Origin of the sequence: Loktanella salsilacus, assembly GCF_900114485.1 — a bacterium.
In the GTDB taxonomy this organism is placed as follows: domain Bacteria; phylum Pseudomonadota; class Alphaproteobacteria; order Rhodobacterales; family Rhodobacteraceae; genus Loktanella; species Loktanella salsilacus.
The window spans coordinates 130971-157829 of sequence record NZ_FOTF01000001.1; the positions used below are offsets into that span (position 1 = coordinate 130971).

Consider the following 26859-nt stretch of genomic DNA (forward strand, 5'->3'; position numbering starts at 1 on the left):
ATAAGATGAGTGTAATTGTAACCGATACAGGCTTTGCCGCCGATGACTTTGACGGCGACTTTGTGGCCCTTGGCGACGTGGCGCTGGAAGTACCCGGCGCGGTGGATGTGCCATCGGACGCAGAGCCGGACGCTGTGCGCACGGTGATGCAGGCCCCGATGATCCGTATCGCCTTTCCCAGCTTTTCCGATGGGCGCGGCTTTACGCTGGCCGCGATCCTGCGACGTGCAGGCTATCAGGGGCGTCTGCGCGCCTGCGGCCATGTGATTGCGGACCAATACGCAATGGCGCGGCGCAGCGGGTTTGACGAGGTCGAGATCAGCGATGATCTGGCCGCACGTCAGCCAGAGCCGCAGTGGCTGGCCCGCGCCGATTGGCAGGCCCATGATTATCAGGCGCGGATGCGCGGCTAACCCCTTTCCCTTTTCTTGACGAACCAGAGGCGCGGCGCCATCAGGGCTGCGAATGAATGATATGACAGAGCAATCCCCCGTGACCGAAGCCACCGCAAAAGCCGTCCCCGCCCTGCCCGACGCGCAGACCGTCACCGCCGTGACCCATTACACGGACCGGCTGTTTTCGTTCCGCGTGACGCGTCCCGCGTCCCTGCGGTTCCGGTCTGGCGAATTCGTCATGATCGGGCTGATGGGCGATCCGCACCCCGAAACGGGCAAGCAAAAGCCGCTGCTGCGCGCCTATTCTATTGCCTCGCCAAGCTGGGACGAAGAGCTGGAGTTCTATTCGATCAAGGTCGAAGACGGCCCGCTGACGTCCAAGCTACAGCACATCGAAGTCGGCGATCAGATCATCCTTAAGCCCAAGCCCGTTGGCACGCTGGTGCATGACGCCCTGCTGCCCGGCAAGCGGATCTACTTCTTTTCCACTGGCACCGGCTTTGCGCCATTTGCGTCCCTGCTGCGCGAGCCAGACACCTATGAGAACTACGACGAGGTCATCGTCACCCATACCTGCCGCGATGTGGCAGAGCTGACGTACGGCGCGAACCTGATTGAAAGCATCAAGCAAGACGAGATGATGATCGAACTGCTGGGTGAAGAGAACCTAGCCAAGATCCGCTACTACCCCACCACCACGCGCGAGAAGAGCGCCAAGATGGGCCGGATCACCACGCTGATCGAAAACGGCGAGTTGTTCACCGATCTCGGCGTGCCGCCGCTGAACCCCGAAACCGACCGCGCCATGGTATGCGGCAGCCTTGCGTTCAACAAAGACATCGCCGCCTTGATGGAGGCCGCTGGCCTGCACGAGGGTGCCAATTCCGAGCCGGGCGAGTTCGTGATCGAGAAAGCCTTCGTCGGCTAACGATTTACGACTGATGATTTACAAGGGCGCGTCCTATTGGGCGCGCCTTTCTTCGTTCAGATTATGCCGAACTGCCGGGCGGGCGGTGGAACGTTTAGTCCCGTCGCGTCGCTGACCATAATCGCCTCTATTCCGTAGGCTTTCTGCGACGCAGCGGATGGCTGCAATCTGCTGGTTACCAAACATTTGGCCAGCGGCAGACTTCGCATGCGAACTGATCTGGATCAGCGCGCGCATTGGCCGATCTGTTTAACATTGCTCAAAGATCGGCGGTATTTGCGATGTTTTGCGCGTCAGCTGGCTGGAATTCATCGGCCCAGCACCGAAAGCCTAAGACGACCAAAGCATGAAGCACTTACGCCATTGGCCCGTGAGGGCGCGCTATTTTCTGACGTGAGGACCGCCTATGACACGCCGCCGCGATGCCGCAACGCCAGCAGACATACCGGTTGTGGGCTGGAAGGACGTGGCATTTCGCGTCAAGGATGAAATCGCCAAGGACCGCGTCGGGCTGCTTGCTGCCGGGGTGGCGTTCTATGGCTTGCTGGCCCTGTTTCCGGCCATCACCGCCGCGATCGCCATCAGCGGCCTGTTGATAGAGCCAAGCCGCATCCTCGCGCAACTTAGCAGCCTTTCGGGGCTTATCCCCGAGGACGTGATCGCAATCGTGACCAGACAGGCCACGGCTGTTGCGAATTCCCGCCAAGGCAGCTTGGGCTTTGCTGCCATCCTTGGACTGCTGATTGCATTTTATTCCGCATCCAAGGGCATGGCCAGCCTGATGCAAGGCCTCAATATCGCTTATGACGAACAGGAAACGCGCGGGTTCACCGCGCGTTTGTTGGTCACGTCCGCTTTAACGCTGCTGTTGATTGCCGGGCTTGTCTGCGGGCTTGGCGCGACGCTGGCCCTGCCCGTCATTCTGGCCTTCGTGGATATGGGACCCGCCGTCGCGATCCTATTGACGGCGGCCTTTTGGGCCGGATTGATCGCACTGACCATTGCCGGGCTTTGCGTGCTTTATCGCTTTGCACCGTCACGCGAGACGCCAGAGTGGAAATGGACATCGGTCGGCGCAGTCGCAGGATGCCTTGTCTGGATCGCGGCATCGGCCAGCTTTGCGTTCTTCGTCAGCAATTTCAGTTACTACAACCAAAGCTTTGGGACTTTGGCCGGCGTTGTCGTGCTGCTGATGTGGTTCTGGATTTCAGCCTACATCGTCCTCATGGGGGCGGAATTGAATGCCGAACTCGAGGCGCAAACGCGCGCCGACACGGCGGCCGGGGACGACAAAGCGACGGCTTCGCAGGACGCCGCAAAACCGGGCAATCCCCATGCGACGGGCGGCACATGACAGTCGCATTATTCTGGAAGTCGAAGGAGATGTCTTATGTGCTGGAGCGGTGAAGCCTCGGCGGCGCTGGCAATCGTTGGTATTTCAACCACCGTCTACGCCGCATACAAGAAAGAACCGGCGCCTTTGTGGATGGCTCTTGGCTATTTCTCGTCAATGGAGCTTTTGCAGGCCTTCACTTATTCGGTGATTGACCAATGCGCACTGCCATCAAATCAGGTCGCCACCCTGCTTAGCTATCTGCACATCGTATTTCAGCCCTTCTTCATCAACATGCTGTCGATGTATTTCATTCCAGATGCTGTGCGGGTCAAGATTCAGTGGCCGGTTTATACAGTCTGTTTTGCATCGGCCATCGTCATGCTTTTGCAGCTTTATCCGTTCGCATGGGCAGGATTATGTCCACTGGGTGAGGTGCTGTGCGCAGAACGCCTTTGTTCAGTGTCCGGTAATTGGCACATCGCTTGGGAGGTGCCGACGAACGGCATGCTGAACTTTATAACGGTTGATTCCTGGGCCTCTTTTTTGACCGCTTATCCCACTTATTTCATCGCAGCGTTTGCAATGCCGCTTCTTTACGGGTCATGGCGCATCACGATCTATCACTTCCTGATCGGACCACAGTTGGCCGTTCTGCTGACCAACGACCCTAACGAGGTGGCCGCTATCTGGTGCCTGCTATCAATCGGCATCCTGCTGCTTGTCGTGAAAACACCCATAAGACGCTTCATGTTTGTGAAATCTTGGTTGCTATGGCCGAAACAAAGCGCCTGAAGCCAAAGCGCTTTGTGATCAGGCCATACCTTTGGACCGCAAAAGCGGCCCGTCCTACGGATGCGCCGCGCTAAGGTCAGATTCATTCCGATTTTAAGTGCCCACGCTAACCTGCATCGGTGCGCAAGACACTGGGAACGGGCAAGCTGCGCAGGACAATCCACACAATTGGCCTGCGCATCTGAAGGAAACCACCGCGTTCGGGTGCCAAAGCAATTTGGCACCCGTCATGAAATGCCATCCTTCACACAGCGCCCGGCCCGCAAAAATCTGACCAAGTGAGCACCGCGCAGTCCGCCCATCCCCGCCCATTCAAAGAGGTTTCTATGTCAATATTTTCCAATACCAGCGATCGCCTTTCCGTCCTTGCAAACTTCGGGACTGACCCAGGTTCGCTAAGTGCCGATATCTACGTGCCAAAAAACTTCCCGAAAAACGGACCGCTTGTGGTGGTGCTGCATGGCAGCACCCAGTCACCAGATGACTACGATATCGGATCCGGCTGGTCCACGCTCGCCGAGGAATGCGGGATCGCGCTGCTGTTTCCGGGGCAAAGACTGACCAACAACATGATCGGCAGCTTTAACTGGTTCGAGACAGGCGACAGCCAGCGCGGCGAAGGCGAGCCTTTGTCTATTCGTCAAATGATCGGCCAAGTCGTCGATGATCATGCCGTCGACCCGTCGCGAGTCTTTATCACGGGGATGTCGTCGGGCGGTGCCATGACATCGGTGATGCTGGCCACTTATCCAGAGGTCTTCGCCGGAGGGGCAATCATCGCAGGGATCGCCTTTGGCAGCGCGACCAACATGATGGAGGCGGTCATGCGCATGAATGGTTTCGGAAGCCCATCGGACAGCCGCCTAGATGCGCTTGTCCAAGGCGCGACGGACTTTGCCGGGCCTTGGCCGACGATCTCGGTCTGGCAAGGCGATAGCGATACGACCGTCGCCAGTTCCAACGCCGCGTCCATCGTCGCGCAGTGGCAACAGATTCACAAAGTCGCAGACAAGCCGACCCGTGTTGAGACCGTTGACGGCTTTCCGCGCAAGGTCTGGTGCGACGCGGACGGGCGCGTGGTGATCGAGGAATTTATTATCACATCGATGGGCCACGGCACGCCGATCAGCGCAGATGGCGTTGAGGGGTTGGGGGAAGAAGGCAAATACATGCTAGAGGTTGGCATCTCTTCCACCCGCCACATCGCTGATTTCTGGGGTTTGACGCAAGGCGGCAGCGCAGCCACGGACACCCCCGAAGTGGACGACGCGGCTTAGGCCTAGACCTTTGCCGGGCATGTTTCCGCGTCCAAAGGGCGCGCGGGCATGCCCGGTGTCAGGGCTGCGCGCTGTCCGGCTGTAAATCCGCAAGCGTTTTGCGGTCAAAGGCATGAACTGACATCTTTTGGCCTTCTCGCACCACCTGTTCGCGCAGCCCTGCAATCGCGACACGCGCCGACAGGGGGAAAGACTTTTCTAACATCTCAAGGGTTTCACAAAGGCGGGTGACGACATCCGCGTCGGCCATGCCATAGCGTGCAACGGACGCGAAGGCCCGGCAGCTGACCTCCCCCAGATTTATGACGTCGGTCAGGATACGCAGCTCGCCTTTATGGTCGAACCGCATGGGCGACGGAATGTCCCGGGTTGCCAATAGTTCAAAAACTTGTCCCAACCGGTCGATACAATAAAGCGCGGTCGTGGGATCGTTGATGCCGGGCGACAGGGACCGTTGCGCCAATTCCACGATGCGGCGGATGGCGAATTCCAGATCCTGATAGGATGTCCGGTCGCGTCCAATGACGACCGCACCGCGCAAATCCTCGTCGATTTTGTCCGACACCCGCGCCTTTGGATAGGCTGTCATCACACTCGTGCCTTTGGTCACGAACGCGCCAGGGCGCGCTGCGATGCGCAGAACAAGATCATGTTTCACAGCGATCCGCATCAGCACGTCGCCGCCGATGCTTTGGATATACCCATCTGAATCTGCGGATATTTGTTTGCTTTGCGCATCGAAATCGTCGGGCAAAGTCTGCTTAACCGCATCGGCTGGCGGCCCGTCACCCAATCGTTCGGGAAAGACATGATCGACGGCGGCGCAGCCTTCGACGGCAAGTTTTTCCAGCAGTGTTTCGACGCGGATCGACGTCGCGATGTGATGGATAAAGTAAAGCAGAACAGCCACGCTTGCCGCGGCCATCAGCACGCCAAAGGCCACCGCAATATGCGGGACAAAGCTGGACCCTTCGGTGCCGCGCACGGACCGCAGCACGAATAGGCAATACAGAAACGTGGCGATGAAGGTCCCCAACACGATCTGGTTGCTGCGATCCCGCATGAAGTTGCCCAATGTCCGCGGGCCGAACTGGGATGACGCCAGCTGCAAAGACAGCATCGTGATTGAAAAGATCAAGCTGGCCACCGTGATCATGGAACTGGCGATCACCGACAGCATCGCGCGGGCCCCTTCGGGTCCGAACGTATAAAGCGCGCCGGGATTGTCGTTCTGGGCGACGTCGCGCAGGACATCCACCTCGATCAGCACAAAGGATAGAACGACGGCAAAGACCGCCATGACAGCGGGCAAGAACCAAAAGCTGGCGTTAAGCCGTCCCCAGAATGCCGTGACACGCGTAAGTGAAAATGACGCTGCCATACGCAACTCCTTGTTTTTAGACGGTCTATAGGATCGAAAAGCAGCAAGTTTTAGAGGCGGCCTTGGCCCTGCCCCAGCGCGGCCCACCAAGACCGCAAATCTGGTTTCGCATCGATCGCGGCGTTGTGCCGCCATCATCAATGACTTTGGCGCATCCGGTTCCTGACGCGATTACGGTATCATGCCGGACAGGGACCACACTGATTTCGATCAAGCCGCCCCCGCTATCATTGTGTCAGGGCGGCGTTTTCTGGATCAGCGGCTGTGGGCGTCCGAACCAAGACTGATCTCGATCAAGGCCGGGTCAGTCATCCTGTCGTAACTCACTTGAATATGCGGCGGCGCCTGTGCCGGCTTCGACAATCCATTGCCTGCCTTGGCATGGGACACGAACGGCCCACGCAGGACCACCGGATTATCTGCTGGCATGATGTCCAATCATCGCGCTGGCGTTTCTTCGCCCTTCAAAGGAGCAATTCAATGCCTATTCACCGCGTGGATTCGACCGACACATCCAGTCTTTTGGATATTTACGCAACCGAGGCATCGCAAAACAGCCTGCCAAAGTATCGGATACCGGACGGGCGCACCGAACCGCGTGCGGCCTACGCCCTGATCCGCGACGAGCTTTTGCTAGACGGGAATGCGCGCCAGAACCTTGCGACGTTCTGCACAACTTGGGTCGAGGATGAGGTCAAGGCGCTGATGGCGGACGCCATCGACAAGAACATGATCGACAAGGACGAATACCCGCAAACCGCCGAAATAGAAAAGCGCTGCGTGCATATCCTTGCTGACCTTTGGCATGCCGAAAGATCGCGCGAAACGATAGGCTGCTCTACCACCGGGTCGAGCGAGGCTGCTATGCTTGGCGGGTTGGCGTTCAAGTGGAAATGGCGCAAGCGCCGGGAGGCCGAAGGCAAGGACGCGAGCAAACCCAACATCGTGACCGGCCCCGTGCAAATCTGCTGGAAGAAATTCGCGCGCTACTTCGACGTCGAAATCCGCGAGGTACCGCTAGAAGGTGACGCGCTTGGGCTAAAGCCTGAGGACCTGCGCAAATATTGCGACGAAAACACAATTGGCGTTGTGGCCACGCTGGGCGTCACCTTTACTGGCGTTTATGAGCCTGTCGCGGCCTTAGCGGCTGAACTTGATGCGATGCAGCGCGACCTTGGGCTGGATATTCCTATTCACGTCGATGCGGCCTCTGGCGGGTTTATCGCGCCGTTCATTCAAAAAGACATCGTCTGGGATTTCAAACTGGACCGGGTCCGGTCGATCAACGCGTCGGGCCACAAATACGGTCTGGCACCGCTGGGCGTGGGCTGGGTGATCTGGGCGACGCAGGACGATCTGCCCGAAGAACTGATCTTTTATGTCGACTACCTTGGCGGCAACATGCCCACCTTTGCGCTGAACTTTTCCCGCCCGGGCGGCGAGATTATCGCCCAATATTACAATTTCCTGCGCCTTGGCATGGAGGGATACACCGCCGTTCAGCAGGCCTGTTCGGACACGGCCCAATGGCTGGGGGAACAGATGGCGGCAATGGATTGCATCGAAATGGTCTATGACGGCCACGGCGGCATTCCGGCCGTGGCGTACAAACTGACGGACGCGGATCACGGCTTTACGCTGTATGATCTGTCGGACCGGGTCCGCATGGGCGGATGGCAGATCGCGTCCTATCCGCTGCCGATGAACCGCAAGGACACCGTCGTTCAGCGCATCCTGATCCGGCACGGGGTCAGCCGCGATCTGGCGCAACTGCTGCTGGACGACATCAAGCGTGCCATCGCGCATCTAAAGGAAAACCCGGTTCCGAACTCTACCGCGAAGCCCGGATTTCACCATGATTAATGCGAAAACTGATCGTAGGGTGATCCTGAAACGGGCCATCTGCGGTGCGGGCCTGCCGCTGATCCTGTCGGCCAGTGCGGCGGCGGCCCAAGACGCAGACACGGCGTCCGGCGGGGTCATCGGGCAGGTGTTCGATACGATAAAGCCGGTGACAGAGGCTGGCGTTCACGGCTTTTTCCAGCTTCTGGACAACCAGCCCATCGCCTTCATTCTGCTGTCGCTTGCGCTGGGAACGCTGATCGGAAAATTCAGCTTCAAGACTATCTCTCTGGGCTCAACCGCTGGCACGCTGCTGGTCGGGGTGTTGTTGTCGATGACCGCGCAAGCGGCCTATGACATCACCTATTCGATCCCCAGCATCCTGTCGTCCTTCATGCTGCTTTTGTTCATGTATGCGCTGGGGCTTAAGGTCGGCCCGCAGTTCTTTTCCGGGCTGCGAAAGGGCGGCTTGGCGTTCCTTGTGATCGGTTTCACCGTCTGGATTCTGAACTGGGTCATCTGCTTTTTCGGGGCCAGTATGGCCGGGCTTGCACCGGGATATGCGACGGGTCTGATGTCGGGCAGCTATACGATCACAGCGATCTTGGGCGTCGGTCAGGATGCCCTGTCCAGCGGTGCCTATGTTCCGCCCGATGGCACCTCGGTCGAGCAGGTCGGGGCCAATATGGCCGCCGCCTATGCGATCAGCTATGTCCTATCGACCGTGCTGACCATTTTGCTGATCCGCTATCTTCCGCGCATGTTCGGCTATGACGCCATCGCCGAGGCGAAGCAGGCCGAAGAAGATTTCAGCGGCGGCGCGAAAGACCCGGTGCCGGGTGCCCCCGGTGCGCTGACCATGGGCATGACATCCGTCGGCGTCCGCGCCTTTGCCGTTAGCCACAAGGATTTCATCGGGCGGACTCTGTCGCAACTGGCAGAGGACTTTCCTGCCGTGCCCATCCTACGCATCGTGCGGGACGGCACGATTTTGGACATGACCGACAATCCCGCCGTGCAGGAAAACGACATCGTCACGGTGCGCGCCGATGTCGAGGATCTGATGGGCAAAGAAATCAAGCTTATCGGCCCCGAATCAAGCAATCCGCTGGCCCGCAACGTCCCCATCGAGGTCGCCGATGTGCATGTGGGATCGCACAAAGTCTCGGGCAAAAGTCTGGCCGACTTTGGGGCGCATCTGTCGGGCGGCGTTACGGTGCAGGCACTGTTCCGCGCGGGCACAGAGCTGCCGCTGGGTCCCAAAACCGACGTTCGATTCGGTGACGTGCTGCGTCTGAACGGCCCTGATGTCGCCATTCAGCAGGCGGCAAAGCAACTGGGCGGCACCGCGATCCTTTTCACCATGAAGACAGAGGTCCTCTACCTCGCGCTGGCGATGTTGCTGGGGTATCTGGTCGGGATCATCTCGGTCACGATTTCGGGCATCCCCTTTGCGTTCGGCACCTCGGCTGGCGTGATCATGGCGGGCGTGGGTGTCAGCTATTTGCGCAGCCGGAACCCTAGTTTTGGCGGTCCCGTCAATGAGGGCGCACGCAGCTTTCTGCAAGATTTTGGCCTGAACGCCTTTGTCGCCGTGCTGTCTGCCAACGTCGGTCCCAAGGTCATTTCGGCCTTGGGCGGTGATACGATCCTTTGGCTTGCGCTGATCGGCATTGCAGGGGCGCTGATCCCGCCGCTTGTCGCTTTTTGGGTCGGGATCAAGATCTTTGGTCTGAACGCGATCATCTCGGACGGGGCGGCGGCCGGTGGGCGCAATAGCACGCCCAGCCTGAACGCAATCATGGAAGAATCCCGCAGTTCCGTCGCCGCCGTGCCTTATCCGGTCAGCTACGCGTTCACGACCGTTCTGGCGTTGATCGGCGGATATTTTTCGATGATCCTGTCCTAGCGCCTTTGACCCGTCGCCCTGTCCGGGCGGCGGGTGCAATCACGCCGCGACCTTTCAAATGAAAGGAAGGACCGTCAGCGTGATTAAATCGCGGTCAGGCGTAGGCACCCGGGCCATTTTGCTTGTATCAAAGGGCGAAGCCAATTGGTCCTGACACTGGGGCACCCCCGGATCAGCACCCGATAAAGAAACGCGTCTTGCACGAAGACCCCGCTTGAAAGCTATGTCCCTGACCACGCCGCAGATCCTGATCTTCGCAATCCTCGTCGCTATGATGGGACTGTTCCTATGGGGACGGTTTCGCCACGACGTGGTCGCCCTCACGGCTCTTTTGGCCTGCGTGATCGCGGGGCTTGTTCCGTCCGGCGTGGCCTTTGCGGGCTTTGGCCATCCGGCGGTCATAACGGTGGCCTGTGTCCTTGTGCTTAGTCAGGGGCTGCGCAGCACCGGCGCGGTTGATTGGTTGGCGCGCAGCATTCTGCCACGCGATGCCGGACGGATCACAACCCTGCTGGCGTTGATCGGGCTGGGGGCCGCGCTGTCGGGCTTTATGAACAACGTGGGCGCGATGGCGCTTTTGATGCCCATTGCCGTGCAATTGTCCGCCCGTTTAGATCTGGCACCGGGACAAATCCTGATGCCGCTGGCCTTTGGCACAATTTTGGGCGGCATGACCACGCTGGTCGGCACGCCCCCCAACCTGATCGTTTCGGGATTTCGCGAAGAGGCCGGGCTGGGGCAATTTGCGATGTTCGACTTTGCGCCCGTCGGCATCGCGGTTGCGACCTTGGGCGTTCTTTTCGTCGCATTGATCGGTTGGCGTCTGGTACCTGCGCGCAAATCTGCCGCTGGCACAGGTTTCGACACTGGCACCTACCTGACCGAGGTCCGCGTCCCTGACGGTGGCAAGGCTGTCGGCCTGACCCTGCGCGATTTCGAGGCCGAAATCGAAGACAGCGGCGCACAGATTATCGGCTTAGTGCGAAACGAAGTCCGACTGACCGCGCCCCATGGCTTGCGGCGGATCAAGGCGGGCGATGTGCTGGTGCTGCAGGCCGATGTTGACGCACTGGCCGAAGCGCTGTCCGTCTTCGGCATTCAGCTTGAGGCGCAGAAATCAGCTGCCGATGAAAAAGACGCGCCGGCAGACGACGCGTCCGAAAAGGCACCGCATAAGGTGATGGCAGAAGCCGCCATCCGCACTGCTGAAAAAGTCGAGAAGACCGCCGAGAGCGATGAAAGCGACCAGCGTGACGAGGACATCGTGCTGCGCGAGCTTGCCATTTTGCCGGGTGCGACCATCGCCGGGCAATCAGCCAGCGACCTGCGCTTGCGCACGCGCTACGGGCTTAATCTGCTGGCCGTGTCCCGTGAAGGACAACAGCCGCAGGCACGGCTGCGCAAGCTAAAGCTGAAATCCGGCGATCTGCTGCTCATGCAGGGCCCGGCCGAGATGATGTCCGAATTCATCAACGATACGGGCTGCGTCCCCCTCGGAGAGCGCGAGCTGCGCATCCCCGACAAACGCATGGCGATCATTGCGGGCGCGATCATGCTGGGTGCAATCGGCCTTGTTACGTTGGGCCTGCTGGCTGCCCCCGTGGCCTTTGCCCTTGGGGTTCTGGCCTCGATGGTGTTGCGAACGGTTCCGTTGCGGAAAATCTATACGACGATTGACTGGCCGGTCATCGTGTTGCTGGCCGCACTGATCCCGGTTGCGGGCGCGATGCAGACGACCGGGGCCGCCGACCTGCTGGCGCGGTTTTTGGTCGAGACGATTGCGCAGAGCAACCCTATCGCAGCCCTGGCCGTGGTGCTGATCACCACCATGTTCCTGTCGGACGTCATGAACAACGCCGCCACCGCCGCCATTCTGTGCCCCATCGCCCTTGGCATCGCCGCGACCCTTGGCGTCAATCCGGACAGTTTCCTGATGGCAGTGGCGATTGGCGCATCCTGCGCCTTTCTCACGCCCATCGGCCATCAGAACAACACGCTAATCCTTGGCCCCGGTGGTTTCCGCTTTGGCGATTATTGGCGCCTGGGACTGCTGGTCGAGGCAATCGTCGTCGTTGTCAGCATACCGCTGTTGTTGATCGTCTGGCCCCTGTAGGCCGCGCTGTCGTCAAACGCAGGCAGTCGATGTTTTGGCGCGTCGCTTTCAAAAAGCCCCCTCGCTTGACAACTGCGACCCTTTGGCCGGCGTCCCGGCAGAGCATGGCGATCATTGCGGACACCATCATGCTGGGTGCAATCGGCCTCGTTGCGCTGGGCCTGCTGGCTGGCCAAGGCGCACCCCATCGGGGTGCACCTTTTAACTTATGTCCAAAACATGTTACGCTTGCCTTGAAATGTCGTAGATCGCAGGCAATCTATCGGCGACACTAAACAAACCACTTTTTGACCGTAAGTTTATTATAAGATGAAAACCGCACCCGTGATTTCCGTATCCCATCTAAATTGGATTTCAAAGGGCTACCAACGGCTTGTTTTCATTCACCCAAATGACGACAAAAAAATTTTAAAAGTTTCTTATAACGGTGAAATGACCGATAAGCTGCTGCGAAATGCGCCTATCGCTGATAGAAGTAACAACCGCCATGTATCCCGTGAACATCATGTTTACAAAAAAAACACGCGGCTTTTAGCAATGCATCCATTTGATGCACCCATCCCCCATTTCTTTGGCACGATTGAAACCGACATTGGAAATGCCGATGTATACGAAGGCTTGTTTCGCCAAGATCGTAGCAAACTTGGCTTAACGCTAGAACAAGTCATCCTACGGGATTTAATGGGACGTAAAACACTCGCCGACCTGAATTCCTTTGTCGCACGGCTTGATAGCTGGAACATTCCAGTCACAGACCTTAATGCGAAAAATATTGCATATGGCTTTCGTGGAAATAAGCGCGTTTTTGTTTTAGTTGATGGATTTGGAGATTACCGCAGATTGCCTTTGGCATCATGGTCTCGGCGCATAAGACTCCAGCGCACGTCGATGGCCTATAGTGAAATTGCGAACCGCCTAGGTTTTGTTTGGGAAAGTAACGCACGTCTCTTTCGCTTTTGATAGCGCGACCTCCGGCCAGCTCTATACAATTGAATTATCTCTTAAAACAAAAAGGGCCGCGCCATCATGGCGCGGCCCTTTTGGGTTCGCTTATGCGCGGGTTACAGACCCAGCGCTTCGCGCACGCGGGTCAAGGTGGCGGTCAGCAGTTCAGGGTTGTTCTGCGCGCCCTTGATTGCAGCGGTCAGCGTGGTTTTCTGCACCATCGACAGATCGCTCTCGTTCAGCCGTTCGATGACCGCGTCAGCGTCAAAGCCTTCTGGGGTCAGCAGATCGGCCAGCGGCGCATTCGCCTCTGGCGCGGCACCGGGCGTGACAGTGCCGTCGGCTTCCACAGTGGCATCGATGGCCGCGCCATCTGTGGGGGCCTCTGTGACTGTTTTTTCTGCAACTGGCGCTTCAGCAACTGGCGCTGTCATTGCTTCTGCCGCATCGGTGGCCGCGTCTTGGGCCGCGTCGCCTGCGTCTTGGATCATCGCAGCGGCGGCGTCACTCGCCTCTGTCGCCATTGCGCCTGCGGTTGCAGCGGCGTCGCCTGCAGCGGCTTCGACTTCGGCAGCTGCATCAGCGGCGGCGTCTTGCGCGGTGGCGGCAGCGCTGGCGGCCTCGGCGACGGCGGCAGTTGTTGCTTCGTCAGCGGTGGCTTCCATTTGATCAGCAGCGGTTTCGGCCTCGGTCACAGCGGTATCAGCAGCATCGGCGGCAGCATCAGCGGCATCAGTCAACGCATCGCCTGTCGCAGTTGCAGCTTCATCAGCAGCGGCTGTCGCGGCGTCCGCTGCATCATTTGCGGCTTCGGCTGCGTCAGCGGCAGCCTCGTCCGCTGCAGTTGCAGTGTCATCTGCTGCGCCAGTCACAGCGTCGGCGGCATCGCCAGCGGCGTCGCCAATTGCTGCGGCTGCGCCTTCGGCAGCAGCGCCGACGGCAGCGGCCCCTTCGGTCAATGCATCGCCTGCGGCAGCGGCATCAGGCACATCCGTGCCCACGACAGCCTGCGGGTCTTGGCCCTTGACGAAATATTCATAGCCGAAAAAGCCCAAAATGGCTGCAATGACGATGATCACGATGGCGCGCATGGCAAAATCCTTCTAGTTTCGCGGCAAGAATGGCCGCATTCCCCTGTCAGATGCGGGGCGCGCGGCCTTGCGTCAAGGTGAACTAAACCAAATCAAGCTCATTCTTGCCGTTTCACGCCGCTTTGCGCCTTGAAGCATAGGGCGCAGAGGATTAGGTTACGGCCACCCCCTTAAATGACTAAAGGATGAAGACCATAGGACGCAGACCACATAACGCACCCCCGGTGCGTGAGACCGGCCCCCGTATCAACGAACGCATCCGTGGCGGCGATATCCGCCTGATCGGCGCTGAAGGTGAGAACGTAGGTGTCGTGAGCCCAGAGCGCGCGCTGCAGATGGCAGAAGAAGCCGGGCTGGATTTGGTCGAGATTTCGCCCAACGCCTCTCCGCCCGTCTGCAAGATCATGGATTTCGGCAAATATAAGTACGAGACCCAGAAGAAAGAAGCGGAAGCGCGTAAGAAGCAAAAGATCATCGAGATCAAGGAAATCAAGTTCCGTCCGAACACGGACAGCAATGATTACGAAGTCAAGATGCGCAACGTGTTCAAGTTTCTGGAAGGCGGCGACAAGGTTAAGATCACCCTGCGCTTCCGTGGCCGCGAGATGGCCCACCAAGAACTGGGTCGTCAGCTGCTGGAACGTGTTGCAGAAGACACCAAAGAGCACGGCAAGGTGGAAAACTTCCCCAAGATGGAAGGCCGCCAGATGGTCATGCTGATTGGCCCGATGCCGAAGTGATCGCACTGTAGACCGATATCAGGCCCCGGGGGATTCTCCGGGGCCTTTTTCATGGGCGCCGTCATGGCGTCTAAATAGGTGCAGCAGGTCGCCGCTCGCCGGTTCCAGAACACAAGAAGCGTGGTTCAAGCGGCGCGAGACACCCAAACGAAATAGGCCCGTGCATCGCTGCACGGGCCCTTCTTTTGCCGTCAAACAAACTTAGCCGTTTGTCAGCAGCTCCGAGATGTTGCGCACGGCCGCGCGGCGGTTGGCCCGCTCACCGGCCTCTGTCTGGATCTTCAGGAACTGCTCACCATAACCTTGGGTGACAAGGTTCTCTGGCGGCACCTGAAAGTACTGCGACAGGGCCAGCGCGACAGTTTCGGCGCGGCGGTCGGACAGGGACAGGTTGTAACCTGCATCACCGACGGCGTCCGTGTGACCCTCGACCAAGAAAATGGCCGACGGGTTCTGCGCGACGATCTGACGGATCGCACCGCCCAGCGCTGCCAGCTCGTCCGCTTGGCTTTGCTGGATCGCGGCAGAGCCGGTTTCGAAGGTGATCGCGGCCAGTTCAACCTGGGGCGCAAGGGCGCGGACCTGGCGGATGTCGCGGACCTGTTCCAGCGAATAGCTGCGGCCCGTTTGTGCCAGCAGGCTGGCGGACAACGCTGCTTCTAGCGCGGCCTGATCGCTCAGCGCGACAGGATTGGTTGTCACCTCTTGCGGGACTGGTGGCAGGGTGGACACTTCGACGGGCACGCTGGTGCGGTCCAGATCGTCGATCAGCTGCACTTGGGTGCCATCGACGCGGGTCAGCGACCGGCGCAGCACGGTGCCGTCAGCGGCGCGGATCGTGGTCACAACGCTACCGTCTTCGCGCGTGATCGTCGTCAGGGTCGAACCGTCGTCAAAGGTGCGCGACGCAACCTGAGAGCCGGCCTGGCGCAGCAGCACGTCGTCGTTTTTCAGCACGCGCAATTCGCCGTCACGCTGCACGACCACGCGGTCGCCAGAGTTCGACACCACTTGGTCGCCGTTCTTCAGGATAGAGCCGACGACGACAGCGCCAAGGCCAAGGGCCAGCGCCTTTTCAAAGGTGGACAAGCCGCCTTTGCTGGAGTCCGCAGTCGCAGTTTCAGTTGTGGCTGCGTCCGTTGCGGCTGGCGCCTCGGTCGTGGCGGCCGTGACTTTGGTGTCAAAGTCCTCGTCCGCGCTCCGCACGGTATCTTCGGTCACCTCTTCGGTCACGACCTCTGGATCGGCGGCCATATCAGCCTGCTCACCGCTGGCTGCAGCTTCTGCGGCAGCAGAACCCTGACGCGCAGCTTCACGCTCTGCCGTGCGGGCGGCCTGCTCTTCTGGCGTCAAAGCCGGCTCTGCTGGCGGTGTTGACGTTTCAGCAGAGGTATCAGCAGCGATGGTGGACTCGCCGTCAGTGGCCGCTGGCGCAGTTGCAGTCTCAGCAGTCGGGGCGACGGTCGCGCTTTGCTCAGCGGGTGCCTCTGCAGGCGCCGCTGGCTCAACTGGGGCCTCGGCAGCAGGCGCAACCGGCGCTGGTGCTTCTGGCTCTGCCGGAGTCTCCTCTGCGGGCTGCGCCGCGATCGCGGCAGCGGCTGCTGCAGCGTCCGCAGCGGCCTGATCCGTGGCTTGATCAATCGCCTGCTGGTCAACGGCTGGTGCCTCAGGTGCCACTTCTGGCTCTACTTCTGGCGCTGGCTCGGCCATCGCTTCTGGCGCGACCTCTTCCGCGGCGCCGGGCACAGGCGCTTCGCTCACCTCTGGTTCAACCGGGGCGTCCGCTATGGGCGGCTCTTCGACCGCAGGCTGGGCTTCAGGTGCTGGGGCAGCGTCAGCTGCAGCCTCTTCCGCTGCCTGCGCCGCTTGATCAGCTGCTGCCGCATCGGCAATCGCCTGATCCGCCGCCGCTTGATTAGCCGCAGCCTCATCCGCTGCAGCTTGGTCCGCGACCGCCTGATCGGCTGCGGCCTGATCAGCAGCACCCTCGACCGGCGCGTCAGAAGGCGTATCAGCCATGCCTTCCTCAACGGCCGGAGCTTGCGTATCAGCAGCAGTCGCCTGCGCCAAAGCCAGTTCTTCACCGCCAGCCTCTGTCGCCTGTGCCATCGCATCAGAACCGCAAACCGGACCCGCTGCCGGATCAGCCTGCGCCGCATCGCCGCCTGCTTGGGTCAAACCATCAATAATGGCCCGCGCCAAAGCGTCGGCACCATCAACGGACTGACCGTTGGCAGTGACGCAGGGAAAGGGTGCTTCTGGCGTTTGGGCAAAGGTAGGTGTTGCCAACGACAGGCACAAAACGAGAGAGGTCGTGGACTTGAGTGAAATGGATCGCATGGAGGTCCTCCGCAAAAACTGACCCGGTGATCCGGGTGTTGCAAATGAAACCACCGGGTGGTGTTCCGCGTTCCGGGGCAAACACAGGCTATGGCGGATTTCCGCCGACACTTAAGCCTTCATCAAAGCGCGCACTGCGGATCAGCAGAACAAACCTCGCCGCTTCTCCCCCTTCTTCTGGTCAAAAATACCTCGGGGGAGGCGCAGCCGGGGGCAGAGCCCCCTCCAACCTCGCCAATAGCTCTCTCCACCCGCGTCAGTCCGTCACCCGCCGTGGCCGCGGGCGAGAGGGGATTTCTTTGAGCAAACCGCCTACCCCCATCGCCGCGATATCGTCTGGCGTCACCGCCACACCGCACAGCAAACGCTCTAGTACCCAGTCCGCGCCGTTCAACGCAGGGGACCGCGCACAGCCGGGCAGCCCGATCACAGGCCGCCCGCCCAGCGCGCCGATAAACAGCAGGTTTCCAGGATCGACGGGCATCCCGAAATGCAGCACCTCGCCGCCAGCCTGCCGCAGCGCTTCGGGGGCGGTGTCATGCAGATCGGACGTGGCAGAGCCGGTCAGGATGCAGATCAGCGGCGCATCGCAGGCGGCCAGCGCAGCGGCGATCGCGGCGCTGTCGTGGTCCACCAGGTCGCGCCCGGCAAACCCCACGCCAAGACGGTCCAGACGGATGCGCAAAGACCGCTCTCCCTTGTCCCCAAGATCGCGGCCTGCGCGGGTCTCAACCAGTGCAACGCGGTCAATCTGCGGGTGGTGCAGCGCGATTGCGCCCTGCCCGGCGGCGCACGCGGCATCAAGGTCGGCTTGCGGCACGGCGTAGGCGATAATCTTGATCGTCGCGACCAACCCGCCGGCATCCATCCGGTGCAGGTCCGGCACGGTCGCCACGGTGATCATAGGGTTGATGCGGTTCAACGCGTGCAGCGCTGCGGCGTCCAGCGCCGCTAGGCCCGGTGTGTCGGCGATCACATTGACGCGGCCCGTCGCAGCGGTGCCAAGGCGCAGGCCCGGCGCAGCCCCGACCAAGGCCGCGGCCAAGACGGCGGCGGCGATGTCTTCGCCCACGTCGCCGGGGTCCAGTTGCGCCACGGTGATCTGCGTATACCCAGCTGACGCAAGCGCCGTCAGGTCAGACCCCGTCAGCACATGTCCTTTGGACAGCACCAGATCGCCCGCGACTTCGCGGTGCGCAAGGATCGCGCCCAGCGCACCAGCAACAGGGACAGGGCCGAACCTCATTGCGCGCGGCGCAGGGTCGCGATGACCTGCGCCATGATGCTGACGGCGATTTCTGCCGGGGCGCGGCCACCAAGGTCAAGGCCGACGGGGGCGTGGATGCGGGCGATGTCAGCCTCTGCAAAACCCGCCTCGGTCAGGCGCAGAACGCGCTTGGCGTGGGTGCGGGTCGAGCCAAGGCAGCCAAGGTAGAACGCCCGCGATTTCAGCGTCTGAATGATCGCGGGATCGTCGAGTTTGGGATCATGGGTCAGGGTCACAACCGCCGTGCGCGTGTCAGGTGCCAAGGTTGCCATCGCCTCGTCCGGCCAGTCCTCTATGATCGTCTCGCCCGGAAACCGTTCGGCAGAGCCAAAGGCCCCGCGCGGGTCGATCAGCACGGGGTCATAGCCGCAGGCGCGGGCCATGGGCAGGAGCGCTTGCGCGATATGGACAGCGCCCACGACGATCATGCGCAGGGGCGGATTGTGGATCGCGATAAAGGTCTGGCCGTCCTCTTCGAACCCAGAACGGTCAAGGCGGAAGCGGTCCGGGAAGTCGGCGGGATGGGCCAGCTTGCGGGCCTGCGCTTGCGCGGCGGTGACATAGGCGATGGGCTGGCGCGCGGTGATGGCGGCGACCAGTTGTTCCAGCAGGTGCACAGGCATCGCCCCGCCCACCGGTTCGACCAACACGCGGATGCGCCCGCCGCAGGCAAGGCCAACGGCAAAGGCCTCGTCATCGCTGACGCCGTAATCCAGCAGGCGCGCATCGCCGCTTGGGATGGCGTCCAGCGCTTCCATGATCACGGCCCCTTCGACGCAGCCGCCAGAGACGGAGCCTTCCATATGGCCGTCCGCGTCGATGATCAGCAGCGATCCCACCCCGCGCGGGGCAGAGCCCCAGGTTTCCACCACGGTGGCCACCGCCACAGCGCGGCCAGCGCGGTGCCAATCAAGGGCGGTTTGAAGCAGGTGATCTGACATGGGGCGGACCTTACTGGGAATTTGTGGCGCGGGTGAAGGCAAAGGGGCTGGGGGATGGCTCTGGCGCGGGATTGCGCAGGGCGGCCATCAGGCGATTTTTCTCTCCTGTATCATCGGGGCGGGACAACGCTTCTGCAAGTCCTTGGAGCGACGCGATATTGTGACCCGCGCGCAGGCTGGTGACATGGGGCAGCATGGCAGCAATACCGCGAGCCTTGGGCGCAAAGCCATCCCAGCGCAGCAAGGGATTCAGCCAGATCAACTGGCGCGAGGTCAGAGACAGCCGCTGCATTTCGCGGCCCAGATCAGCGTCCGGGTCACGGTCAAGGCCATCAGTGATCAGCAGCACCACCGCCCCCTGCCCCATAACGCGGCGCGACCAGTCGCGATTGAAGTCGTGCAGACACGCGGCGATGCGGGTGCCGCCTTCCCAGTCCTGCGCCTCTGCCCCGGCCGCTTGCAGGGCCGCATCCACGTCGCGGGTGCGCAGGTGGCGGGTGATATTGGTTAGCCGCGTGCCAAAGGTGAAGGCATGAACCTGCGCCCAATCCTGCCCCTTGGCGTTGGCGACCCCGTGGACGAAGTGCAGCACGGCGCGCGAATATTGCGACATGGAACCAGAGATATCGCACAGCACCACCAGATTGGGATAGCGGGTGCGCTTTCGTTTGGTTTTCAGGTCGGCGATCTCTCCTCCCTTTCGCATGGCGGCGGCCTGCGTGCCGCGCCAATCGGGAATGCGGCCCGGCAGCGCCTGCGTGCGGCGCGATGGCAAGGGTTTGACGGGCAGTGCGAGCGCGGCGAGGATCCGGCGGGCGGCGTGCATTTCTGCAAGGCTCATCTGTTCGAAATCGAGGGTGCGAAGCCGCTCTTGCGCTGAAATGGTCTGACTGGCGTCAATATCGAGCAGCATCTCGTCCTCGGGCTGCTCTTCTTGCTGGGGCGTATCGCGCTCTTGCCCGTCGAGCAGCGCCTCTGCCGCGCGTTTTTCGGCGGCCACGGCCGTGCGGTCTTCGGCCACGCCCCGCACCATAGGCGACATCATCGCCATCATATGTTCCATAAAGCGCGGATCGCGCCAGTACAGGCGAAAGAGTTGCGAGAAGACGGCGGATTCTTCGCGTTTGGACACGAAGCAGGCGTGAAGGGTCCAGTAAAAATCGCGCCGTTCGCTAAAACCCACCGCCTGCACCGCGCGGATCGCATCGACGACACGGCCGGGGCCAATGGGCAGGCCCGCCCGGCGCAAGGCACGGGCGAAATGGGCGATGTTGTTGGCGAGTTTGGGATTGTCTGGAAGCTCCAGATCGGCAAGTTCTACCACGTGGCCTTGACTGGGGGTTTCACACCCCCAGACCCCCGTGACATATTTTTATTCGGGTGAAAGATCATAGCGGCAGGGCGGCGCGGGCGTCGTCGAGGATTTGTTTGGCTTTGGAGCCTTCGATCTTTTGGATGTCGTCCTGGTATTTAAGGATGGCACCGAGGGTATCGGCGATGACCGCGGGGGACAGGTCGATTACGTCGAGAGCGAGCAGGCATTTGGCCCAGTCGATGGTTTCAGCGACGCCGGGTTTTTTGAACAGGTCTTCTGTCCGCAGGCGCTGCACGAAGGCGACAACCTCGCGCGACAGGGTCTCTGCCGCCTCTGGTGCGCGGGCGTGAAGAATGTCGAGTTCGCGGTCGAAGTCGGGATAGTCGACCCAGTGATAGAGGCACCGGCGTTTGAGGGCGTCGTGGACCTCTCGGGTGCGGTTCGAGGTCAGGATCACGATGGGGGGCGTTGGTGCCTTGATTGTGCCAAGCTCTGGTATGGTGACTTGGAAGTCAGAGAGGGCTTCGAGCAAGAACGCCTCGAACGGGGCGTCGGTACGGTCAAGTTCGTCGATCAGCAGGACGGGCGCGCCGCCGGGTTGGGGGCGCATGGCTTGTAGCAGGGGGCGCTCTATCAGGTATTCTTCGGTGAAGAGTTCGGCCTTGAGTGCGTTGCGGTCGGTACCGCCGGAGGCTTCTGCCGTGCGGATCGCGATCATTTGTTCGGCGAAGTTCCATTCATAAACTGCTGATGCGGCATCTAAGCCCTCGTAGCATTGCAGGCGGATCAGGCGGCGGCCCAGCGCAGCGGACAGCGCCTTGGCCAGTTCGGTTTTTCCGGTGCCGGCCTCCCCCTCTAGGAACAACGGACGGCCGAGTTTGAGGGCCAGAAAGACGATCGTCGCCAAGGCGCGCGGGCAGATGTAGTTTTCCGCCGCCAGTGCGGTTTGCACGTCATCAATCGTATCGAACATTGCCAGTCCCCCCTTGGCCGCAACCATCCCATCCAACCTGCACCGCAGGGGGGCCGCGTCAAGCGGTGCATTGCGGGCCTACGGCCAAGGTCGTATGTTTTGGCGAAATAAGCGGCGGCCGCGCCAAACCTAAAAACGGGCTTATCGCGCCCCTATTTTTGCCGCATTAACCTAGCAAACAGGTCAAAATCGACAGGTGCCTCGCACCGCGACAGGAGAGCCGACATGACGGATCACGCGCTACGCTTCAAAACCGAGCTCAAAGGACTGGAGGCTTCTGAATGGTATGAAGCCCTAGAGGAACTGGTGGAAGAGCATGGATCCTTCACGCCGCTGGGCCGCGATCATGTGGCGACGTTTTTGGATGCAGGGCCCAAGTTGCTGGTTACCTTCGAGCATGCCGAGGAGGTGCAGGAACTGGCGGACGCCGCCCCGCGCGGCTTTGCCTTTACCCAGCGCGAAGGCTGGTCCCATTTGGCGATCATCAGCCGCGGGGACAGCTGGTTTCGTGATCCCGCGGTCTATCGCTATATTGACCGGCTCATCGACGACGGCTTCTTTGAGGATTTCGAGGACGTCTTGTTCTTTGGCGCGCAGGCGGGCGGTTATGCGGCCGCCGCTTATAGTGTGGCCGCCCCCGGCGCGCGCGTCCTGGCGCTGCGGCCGCAGGCGACGCTTGATCCGACCACGGCAGGCTGGGACAATCGGTTCATCGCGCAGCGGCGGCTGAACTTTACCGACCGCTATGGCTATGCCCCCGATATGGTCGACGCGTCCAAGCAGACCTATATCGTGTTCAACCCGCAGCAGCGCTATGATGCAATGCATGCGGCGCTGTTCACCAAACCTAATGTCACCATGCTGCGTGTGATGGGGGTCAATGGGCGCCTTGATGTGTTGTTCGACACGCTGGGCGGGCTGGACGATATGATCCGTGCCGCAATGGCCGGAGAGCTGACACCCCAGCGGTTTATTCAGGCCTTGGCCGCGCGTAAAACATTTGCCCCCTACCTGCGCAATCTGGTCCGCCGAGCGCGCGATTCGGGCCATGCGCGGCTAGCAGCCGTCGTCTGCCACACCGTCTTGGACGATGGGCATGACGCTTTTTTCATCAGACAGTTGCAAGACATGGGCGAGCCGCTGCCTGAAGCCTACCAAAAAGACGCCGTCCGGGCCTAAACGGGGCAGCGATAACGGGCCAAAGATCTGGTCAGGGGCGGGCCTTGGGTGTATGCCCGCCTCATGCCTGACCAAAAAATCACAGACCTGACCCTGCGCCGCCCAGACGACTGGCACCTGCACCTGCGTGATGGTGCGATGTTGCAAGCCGTGTTGCCGGAAACGACGCGGCATTTTGCCCGCGCCATCATCATGCCAAATCTGGTGCCGCCTGTCGTCACAGGCGATCAGGCGCGCGCTTACCGCGACCGCATTTTAGCCGCCCGGCCTGAGGGCAGCGATTTTGTGCCGCTGATGACGCTTTACCTGACCGAAGAGACTGACCCGGACGACGTCGCCGCCGCCCATGCGGCCGGTTTGATCGCCGCGGTGAAGCTTTATCCGGCTGGCGCGACCACGAACTCTGCCAGCGGCGTGCAGGATTTCGATAAAGTGCGCCCGGTGCTGGACCGTATGGCCGAAATCGGCCTGCCCCTGTGTGTGCACGGCGAAGTCACGGATAGCAGCATCGATATCTTCGACCGCGAGGCGACGTTTATCGACCGCATCCTTAAGCCGATGCGCAAAAAGAACCCCGACCTGCGCATCGTGATGGAGCATGTCACGACGCAGGACGCGGTGGATTACGTGCGCGATACGGCCAAGAATCTGGCCGCGACGATCACGACCCACCACCTGATCATCAACCGCAACCACATCCTTGCGGGCGGGATCAAACCGCATTTCTATTGCCTGCCCGTGGCGAAACGCGAAACCCACCGCATTGCGCTGGTGCAGGCGGCGGTGTCTGGCGACAAACGCTTTTTCCTTGGCACGGATTCCGCCCCGCATACCGACGCGGGCAAATTGCAAGCTTGCGGTTGCGCCGGGATCTTTACCGCGCCCAACACAATGTCCTGCTTGGCAGAGGTGTTCGAGGCCGCAGGCGCGCTCCGCCAGTTGGAAGCCTTCACCTCTTTGAACGGTCCCGCCTTTTACCGCATGGCCCCGAACGAGGGTACGATCCGCTTGGTCAAAGGCGACCCCGTGTCCTACCCCGCTCAGATCGACACGGCAGATGGCCCCGTCACTGTCTTTGATCCCGGCTTCCCCCTGCATTGGCGTGTGACCTGAAGACTATTCACTGACGTCTTCGCGCCACAAAACTTTTCGCCCCCACCGAACAAAAGGTTTTCGACATGATCCCCACCGGCTTTCCCGCAAAAGACGAAATCGCCCGCCTGACCGCTGGCATGTTGCTGGAAATCGGGGCTGTCGATTTCAACACCAAGACGCCCTTTACCCATGCCAGCGGCAAGCAGGCCCCGACCTACGTCGATTGCCGCAAGCTGATTTCCTACCCCCGCATCCGCGCCACACTGATGGATTTCCTATCCGTCACCATCATGCGCGAAGTGGGTTTTGAGGCATTCGACAACATCGCCGGCGGCGAGACGGCAGGCATCCCTTTTGCCGCCATGGTCGCCGAACGCCTTGCCCTGCCGATGACCTATGTGCGCAAAAAGCCCAAAGGCTACGGCCGCAATGCCCGCATTGAGGGCGTGATGACCGAAGGCCAGCGCGTTTTGCTGGTCGAGGATCTGACCACCGATGGCGGCTCTAAACTGTCCTTCGTCGATGCGATCCGCGACACCGGGGCCACCTGCTCTGCCACCGCTGTGATCTTTTTCTACGGCATCTTTGAGGGCGTAGAAGAGCGTCTATCGGACCACGGCGTGCAGCTTTTGCACCTGTGCACGTGGTGGGATGTGCTCGAAGTCGCGCGCGCGCGCGGCAGCTTTGACAAGGAAACCTTGGACACGGTTGAAGCCTATTTGCGCAACCCGGCGGGCTGGGCCCCCGGCGTGATGGTCTAAGCAAACCAAGCGAAAACTCGCTGAGCAATTAAAAGTTTTCCCGCGCGTGGCCCCTTGTATTGTGGCCGCGCGCTAGCCGCATAGCACATCTTGTGCTAAGGTGCTTGGGGCGGACTTCTCCACAAAAATATACAATTTGGGTCCGGCGGCGGGCTGGTCTATGACCAGTGAACGCGTGCGGGGGCATCGCGGACATGTAATTGGGGACAGGGATCAGATGAACGAGATCAGCACTTTTAACGCGACCGGCACGAACGAGGCCACCGTGGACGCCATGCCCCATTCAATCGAGGCAGAGCAGCAGCTGTTGGGCGCGATTCTGACGAACAACGATATTTTCGACCGCATCGCCTCTGTCGTCGGCCCGCAGCATTTCTATGACCCGGTCCACGCGCGCATCTTTGACTGCGCCGCCGCGCGGCTTGCCAAGAACGCGCTCGCCAGCCCCGTTACGCTGAAATCCTACATGGAAGACGACGAGGGCCTGGCCGAACTTGGCGGCGGTGCCTACCTCGTGCGCCTTGCCGCCAGCGCGACCTCTGCTTTCGCCGCGCGAGACTACGCGCAGATGATCTATGACCTGGCGATCCGGCGGCAGCTTATTCAGGTTGGGCAAAGTATCTCGGCCAAGGCGTCAAAGGTCGATGTCTCGTCCGAACCCAAAGACCAAATTGTCGAGGCCGAACAAGCGCTTTACGCCCTTGCCGAAAGCGGCACAGCAGAAAGCGGCTTTCAGTCCTTTCTGCGCGCCGTCACTGATGCCGTGAACGTCGCCAACGCCGCCTATCAGCGCGATGGCGGCTTGGCGGGTGTCTCTACCGGTTTGATCGACTTGGATAAAAAGCTCGGCGGCCTGCACAAATCCGACCTTTTGATCCTCGCGGGTCGTCCGTCGATGGGTAAAACCTCGCTCGCGACCAACATCGCCTACAACATCGCGAAGGCCTATAAAAAAGGCATTCTACATGACGGCACCGAAGGCGCAGTCAACGGCGGCGTCGTCGGTTTCTACAGCCTCGAGATGTCGGCAGAACAGCTGGCCGCGCGTATCCTGTCAGAGGCGGCAGAGGTGCCGTCCGAACAAATCCGCCGCGGCGACATGACAGAGGTGGAATTCCGCCGCTTTGTCGATGCCGCCAAGCAGCTGGAATCCTGCCCGCTGTTCATCGACGATACCCCCGCCTTGCCAATCTCTCAGCTGGCCGCCCGCGCGCGGCGGCTCAAGCGGACGCAAGGCCTCGACGTGCTGGTTGTCGACTACCTTCAACTGGTGCGCGGCACGGGTCGGTCGGAAAACCGGGTGAACGAAATCTCGGAAATCACGATGGGCCTGAAAGCGATCGCCAAGGAATTGCAGATCCCCGTGATCGCCTTGTCCCAGCTGTCGCGTCAGGTGGAAAACCGCGAAGATAAACGCCCGCAGCTGTCTGACCTGCGCGAATCCGGCTCGATCGAGCAGGACGCCGACGTCGTGATGTTCGTGTTCCGCGAGGAATACTACAAGGAACGCGAAAAGCCCGGCGATCACGAGATGGACAAAATCTCGATCTGGCAAGAAGAGATGGAACGCCTGCGCGGCAAGGCCGAAGTCGTGATCGGCAAGCAGCGTCATGGCCCCATCGGCACAGTGGAACTGTCGTTCGAGGGTCGCTTCACCCGCTTCGGCAACCTTGTGAAGCCATGGCAGCAAGACGGCGGCGGCGGCGATGTCGGGTTTTAACATTCGCGGGGTTGCACCCACGGATGTTCCCGCGCTGGCGTCGATGTCTGACGCGCTTGGCAGATTCCATGACGAGACAACGAAGGCCGATCCTGTGGCCTTGCACCGCGATCTATTCGCCGCGCCACCTTGGGTTTGGGGCCTGATCGCTGAGGCCGGGGCACAGCCCATCGGCTACGCTCTCATGCTGCCCACGGCGCAGGTGCAACATGCTCGCCGCGGCATCGATTTACACCACCTGTACGTCGCGCCATATTGGCGCGGCAAAGGCGTTGGTCGCGCTCTGATGACCAACGTGGAAACGCACGCCCGCACATTGCACTGCAGCTACGTCACCATTGGGACCGACCCGCAAAATATCAGCGCGCAAGTTGCCTACGAATCCCTTGGGTATATGCGCCGCGCCCCCGGCCCGCGCTTTTCAAAACAGCTTTAACGCCCCCCCCTTCTTCTGGTCATAAATACCTTGCGGAGGTGTGGAGGCGCAAAGCCTCCACGCGGCCCGGCACGGGCCGCCCA

The 26859-nt window shown here is 60.7% G+C and carries 22 protein-coding genes; 15 read left to right on the forward strand and 7 right to left on the reverse strand.

The genetic code is table 11. The annotated features are described in order from the left end of the window. The first annotated feature begins 5 nt into the window (after window positions 1–5). From BM131_RS00615 to BM131_RS00640, 5 genes are all read left to right on the forward strand, one after another. Window positions 6–413 carry a DUF934 domain-containing protein gene (locus tag BM131_RS00615; protein WP_090184113.1) on the forward strand — a complete coding sequence of 136 codons (408 nt, stop codon included), beginning with the start codon at window positions 6–8 and terminating at the stop codon, window positions 411–413. A gap of 61 nt (window positions 414–474) precedes the next feature. Then, window positions 475–1323 carry a ferredoxin--NADP reductase gene (locus BM131_RS00620; RefSeq protein WP_090184581.1) on the forward strand — a complete coding sequence of 283 codons (849 nt, stop codon included), beginning with the start codon at window positions 475–477 and terminating at the stop codon, window positions 1321–1323. A 406-nt stretch (window positions 1324–1729) separates the two neighbouring features. Then, on the forward strand, window positions 1730–2677 hold the full coding sequence (locus BM131_RS00630) for a YihY/virulence factor BrkB family protein (protein ID WP_090184119.1): 948 nt from the start codon (window positions 1730–1732) through the stop codon (window positions 2675–2677). 36 nt (window positions 2678–2713) lie between these two features. After that, window positions 2714–3451, forward strand: coding sequence for a DUF5765 domain-containing protein (locus BM131_RS00635; RefSeq protein ID WP_175499113.1), 738 nt, complete (start codon window positions 2714–2716; stop codon window positions 3449–3451). Window positions 3452–3777: 326 nt separating this feature from the next. Further along, a complete protein-coding gene (locus BM131_RS00640) occupies window positions 3778–4728 on the forward strand; it encodes an extracellular catalytic domain type 1 short-chain-length polyhydroxyalkanoate depolymerase (protein WP_090184121.1) in 951 nt (316 codons plus the stop codon). A gap of 58 nt (window positions 4729–4786) precedes the next feature. Here BM131_RS00640 and BM131_RS00645 read toward each other — a convergent pair whose 3' ends face one another. Next, the gene (locus BM131_RS00645; RefSeq protein WP_090184124.1) at window positions 4787–6109 is read right to left on the reverse strand and encodes a DUF2254 domain-containing protein; all 1323 of its coding nucleotides are present in this window, start codon (window positions 6107–6109) and stop codon (window positions 4787–4789) included. Between the two features lie 480 nt (window positions 6110–6589). Here BM131_RS00645 and gad point away from each other — a divergent pair, with 480 nt between their 5' ends. From gad to BM131_RS00665, 4 genes are all read left to right on the forward strand, one after another. Beyond that, the gene (gad, locus tag BM131_RS00650; protein WP_090184127.1) at window positions 6590–7972 is read left to right on the forward strand and encodes a glutamate decarboxylase; all 1383 of its coding nucleotides are present in this window, start codon (window positions 6590–6592) and stop codon (window positions 7970–7972) included. Further along, complete coding sequence (locus BM131_RS00655) at window positions 7965–9860, forward strand: aspartate:alanine exchanger family transporter (protein ID WP_090184130.1); 1896 nt, start codon at window positions 7965–7967, stop codon at window positions 9858–9860. Before gad ends, BM131_RS00655 begins: the two co-directional genes overlap by 8 nt. 223 nt (window positions 9861–10083) lie before the next feature. Continuing rightward, the gene (locus BM131_RS00660) at window positions 10084–11973 is read left to right on the forward strand and encodes an SLC13 family permease (protein ID WP_245754100.1); all 1890 of its coding nucleotides are present in this window, start codon (window positions 10084–10086) and stop codon (window positions 11971–11973) included. A 309-nt stretch (window positions 11974–12282) separates the two neighbouring features. Next, complete coding sequence (locus BM131_RS00665; protein WP_090184133.1) at window positions 12283–12933, forward strand: YrbL family protein; 651 nt, start codon at window positions 12283–12285, stop codon at window positions 12931–12933. A gap of 101 nt (window positions 12934–13034) precedes the next feature. Here BM131_RS00665 and BM131_RS00670 read toward each other — a convergent pair whose 3' ends face one another. Further along, window positions 13035–14009 carry a hypothetical protein gene (locus tag BM131_RS00670; RefSeq protein ID WP_090184135.1) on the reverse strand — a complete coding sequence of 325 codons (975 nt, stop codon included), beginning with the start codon at window positions 14007–14009 and terminating at the stop codon, window positions 13035–13037. Between the two features lie 185 nt (window positions 14010–14194). Here BM131_RS00670 and infC point away from each other — a divergent pair, with 185 nt between their 5' ends. Beyond that, window positions 14195–14749: a translation initiation factor IF-3 gene (gene infC, locus BM131_RS00675; protein ID WP_090184138.1), complete on the forward strand. Its 555-nt coding sequence runs from the start codon at window positions 14195–14197 to the stop codon at window positions 14747–14749. A 201-nt stretch (window positions 14750–14950) separates the two neighbouring features. Here infC and BM131_RS00680 read toward each other — a convergent pair whose 3' ends face one another. From BM131_RS00680 to BM131_RS00700, 5 genes are all read right to left on the reverse strand, one after another. Beyond that, window positions 14951–17089, reverse strand: coding sequence for an OmpA family protein (locus BM131_RS00680; protein ID WP_139222564.1), 2139 nt, complete (start codon window positions 17087–17089; stop codon window positions 14951–14953). A gap of 256 nt (window positions 17090–17345) precedes the next feature. Then, window positions 17346–18335: a molybdopterin-binding protein gene (locus BM131_RS00685; RefSeq protein WP_090184144.1), complete on the reverse strand. Its 990-nt coding sequence runs from the start codon at window positions 18333–18335 to the stop codon at window positions 17346–17348. Further along, window positions 18332–19297 carry an XdhC family protein gene (locus BM131_RS00690; RefSeq protein ID WP_090184147.1) on the reverse strand — a complete coding sequence of 322 codons (966 nt, stop codon included), beginning with the start codon at window positions 19295–19297 and terminating at the stop codon, window positions 18332–18334. The genes BM131_RS00685 and BM131_RS00690 overlap by 4 nt, the downstream gene beginning before the upstream one ends. 10 nt (window positions 19298–19307) lie before the next feature. Further along, complete coding sequence (locus BM131_RS00695; protein ID WP_090184151.1) at window positions 19308–20621, reverse strand: vWA domain-containing protein; 1314 nt, start codon at window positions 20619–20621, stop codon at window positions 19308–19310. A 64-nt stretch (window positions 20622–20685) separates the two neighbouring features. Beyond that, entirely contained in the window at window positions 20686–21585 is a 900-nt protein-coding gene (locus BM131_RS00700) for an AAA family ATPase (protein WP_090184590.1), read from the reverse strand. Window positions 21586–21810: 225 nt separating this feature from the next. Between BM131_RS00700 and BM131_RS00705 the strand changes: the two genes are divergently transcribed. The 5 genes from BM131_RS00705 to BM131_RS00725 all read left to right on the forward strand — a co-directional run bounded on the left by BM131_RS00705 (window position 21811) and on the right by BM131_RS00725 (window position 26776). Beyond that, complete coding sequence (locus BM131_RS00705; protein ID WP_090184154.1) at window positions 21811–22764, forward strand: hypothetical protein; 954 nt, start codon at window positions 21811–21813, stop codon at window positions 22762–22764. Window positions 22765–22827: 63 nt separating this feature from the next. After that, window positions 22828–23877 (forward strand): dihydroorotase, encoded by a 1050-nt coding sequence (gene pyrC / locus BM131_RS00710; protein WP_090184156.1) that lies wholly within the window; start codon window positions 22828–22830, stop codon window positions 23875–23877. Between the two features lie 65 nt (window positions 23878–23942). Continuing rightward, window positions 23943–24620: an orotate phosphoribosyltransferase gene (locus BM131_RS00715; RefSeq protein WP_090184159.1), complete on the forward strand. Its 678-nt coding sequence runs from the start codon at window positions 23943–23945 to the stop codon at window positions 24618–24620. Window positions 24621–24837: 217 nt separating this feature from the next. Beyond that, window positions 24838–26340: a replicative DNA helicase gene (locus BM131_RS00720; RefSeq protein WP_090184162.1), complete on the forward strand. Its 1503-nt coding sequence runs from the start codon at window positions 24838–24840 to the stop codon at window positions 26338–26340. Then, window positions 26327–26776, forward strand: a complete 450-nt coding sequence (locus tag BM131_RS00725; protein WP_090184165.1) for a GNAT family N-acetyltransferase — start codon at window positions 26327–26329, stop codon at window positions 26774–26776. The genes BM131_RS00720 and BM131_RS00725 overlap by 14 nt, the downstream gene beginning before the upstream one ends. Window positions 26777–26859: the final 83 nt, after the last annotated feature.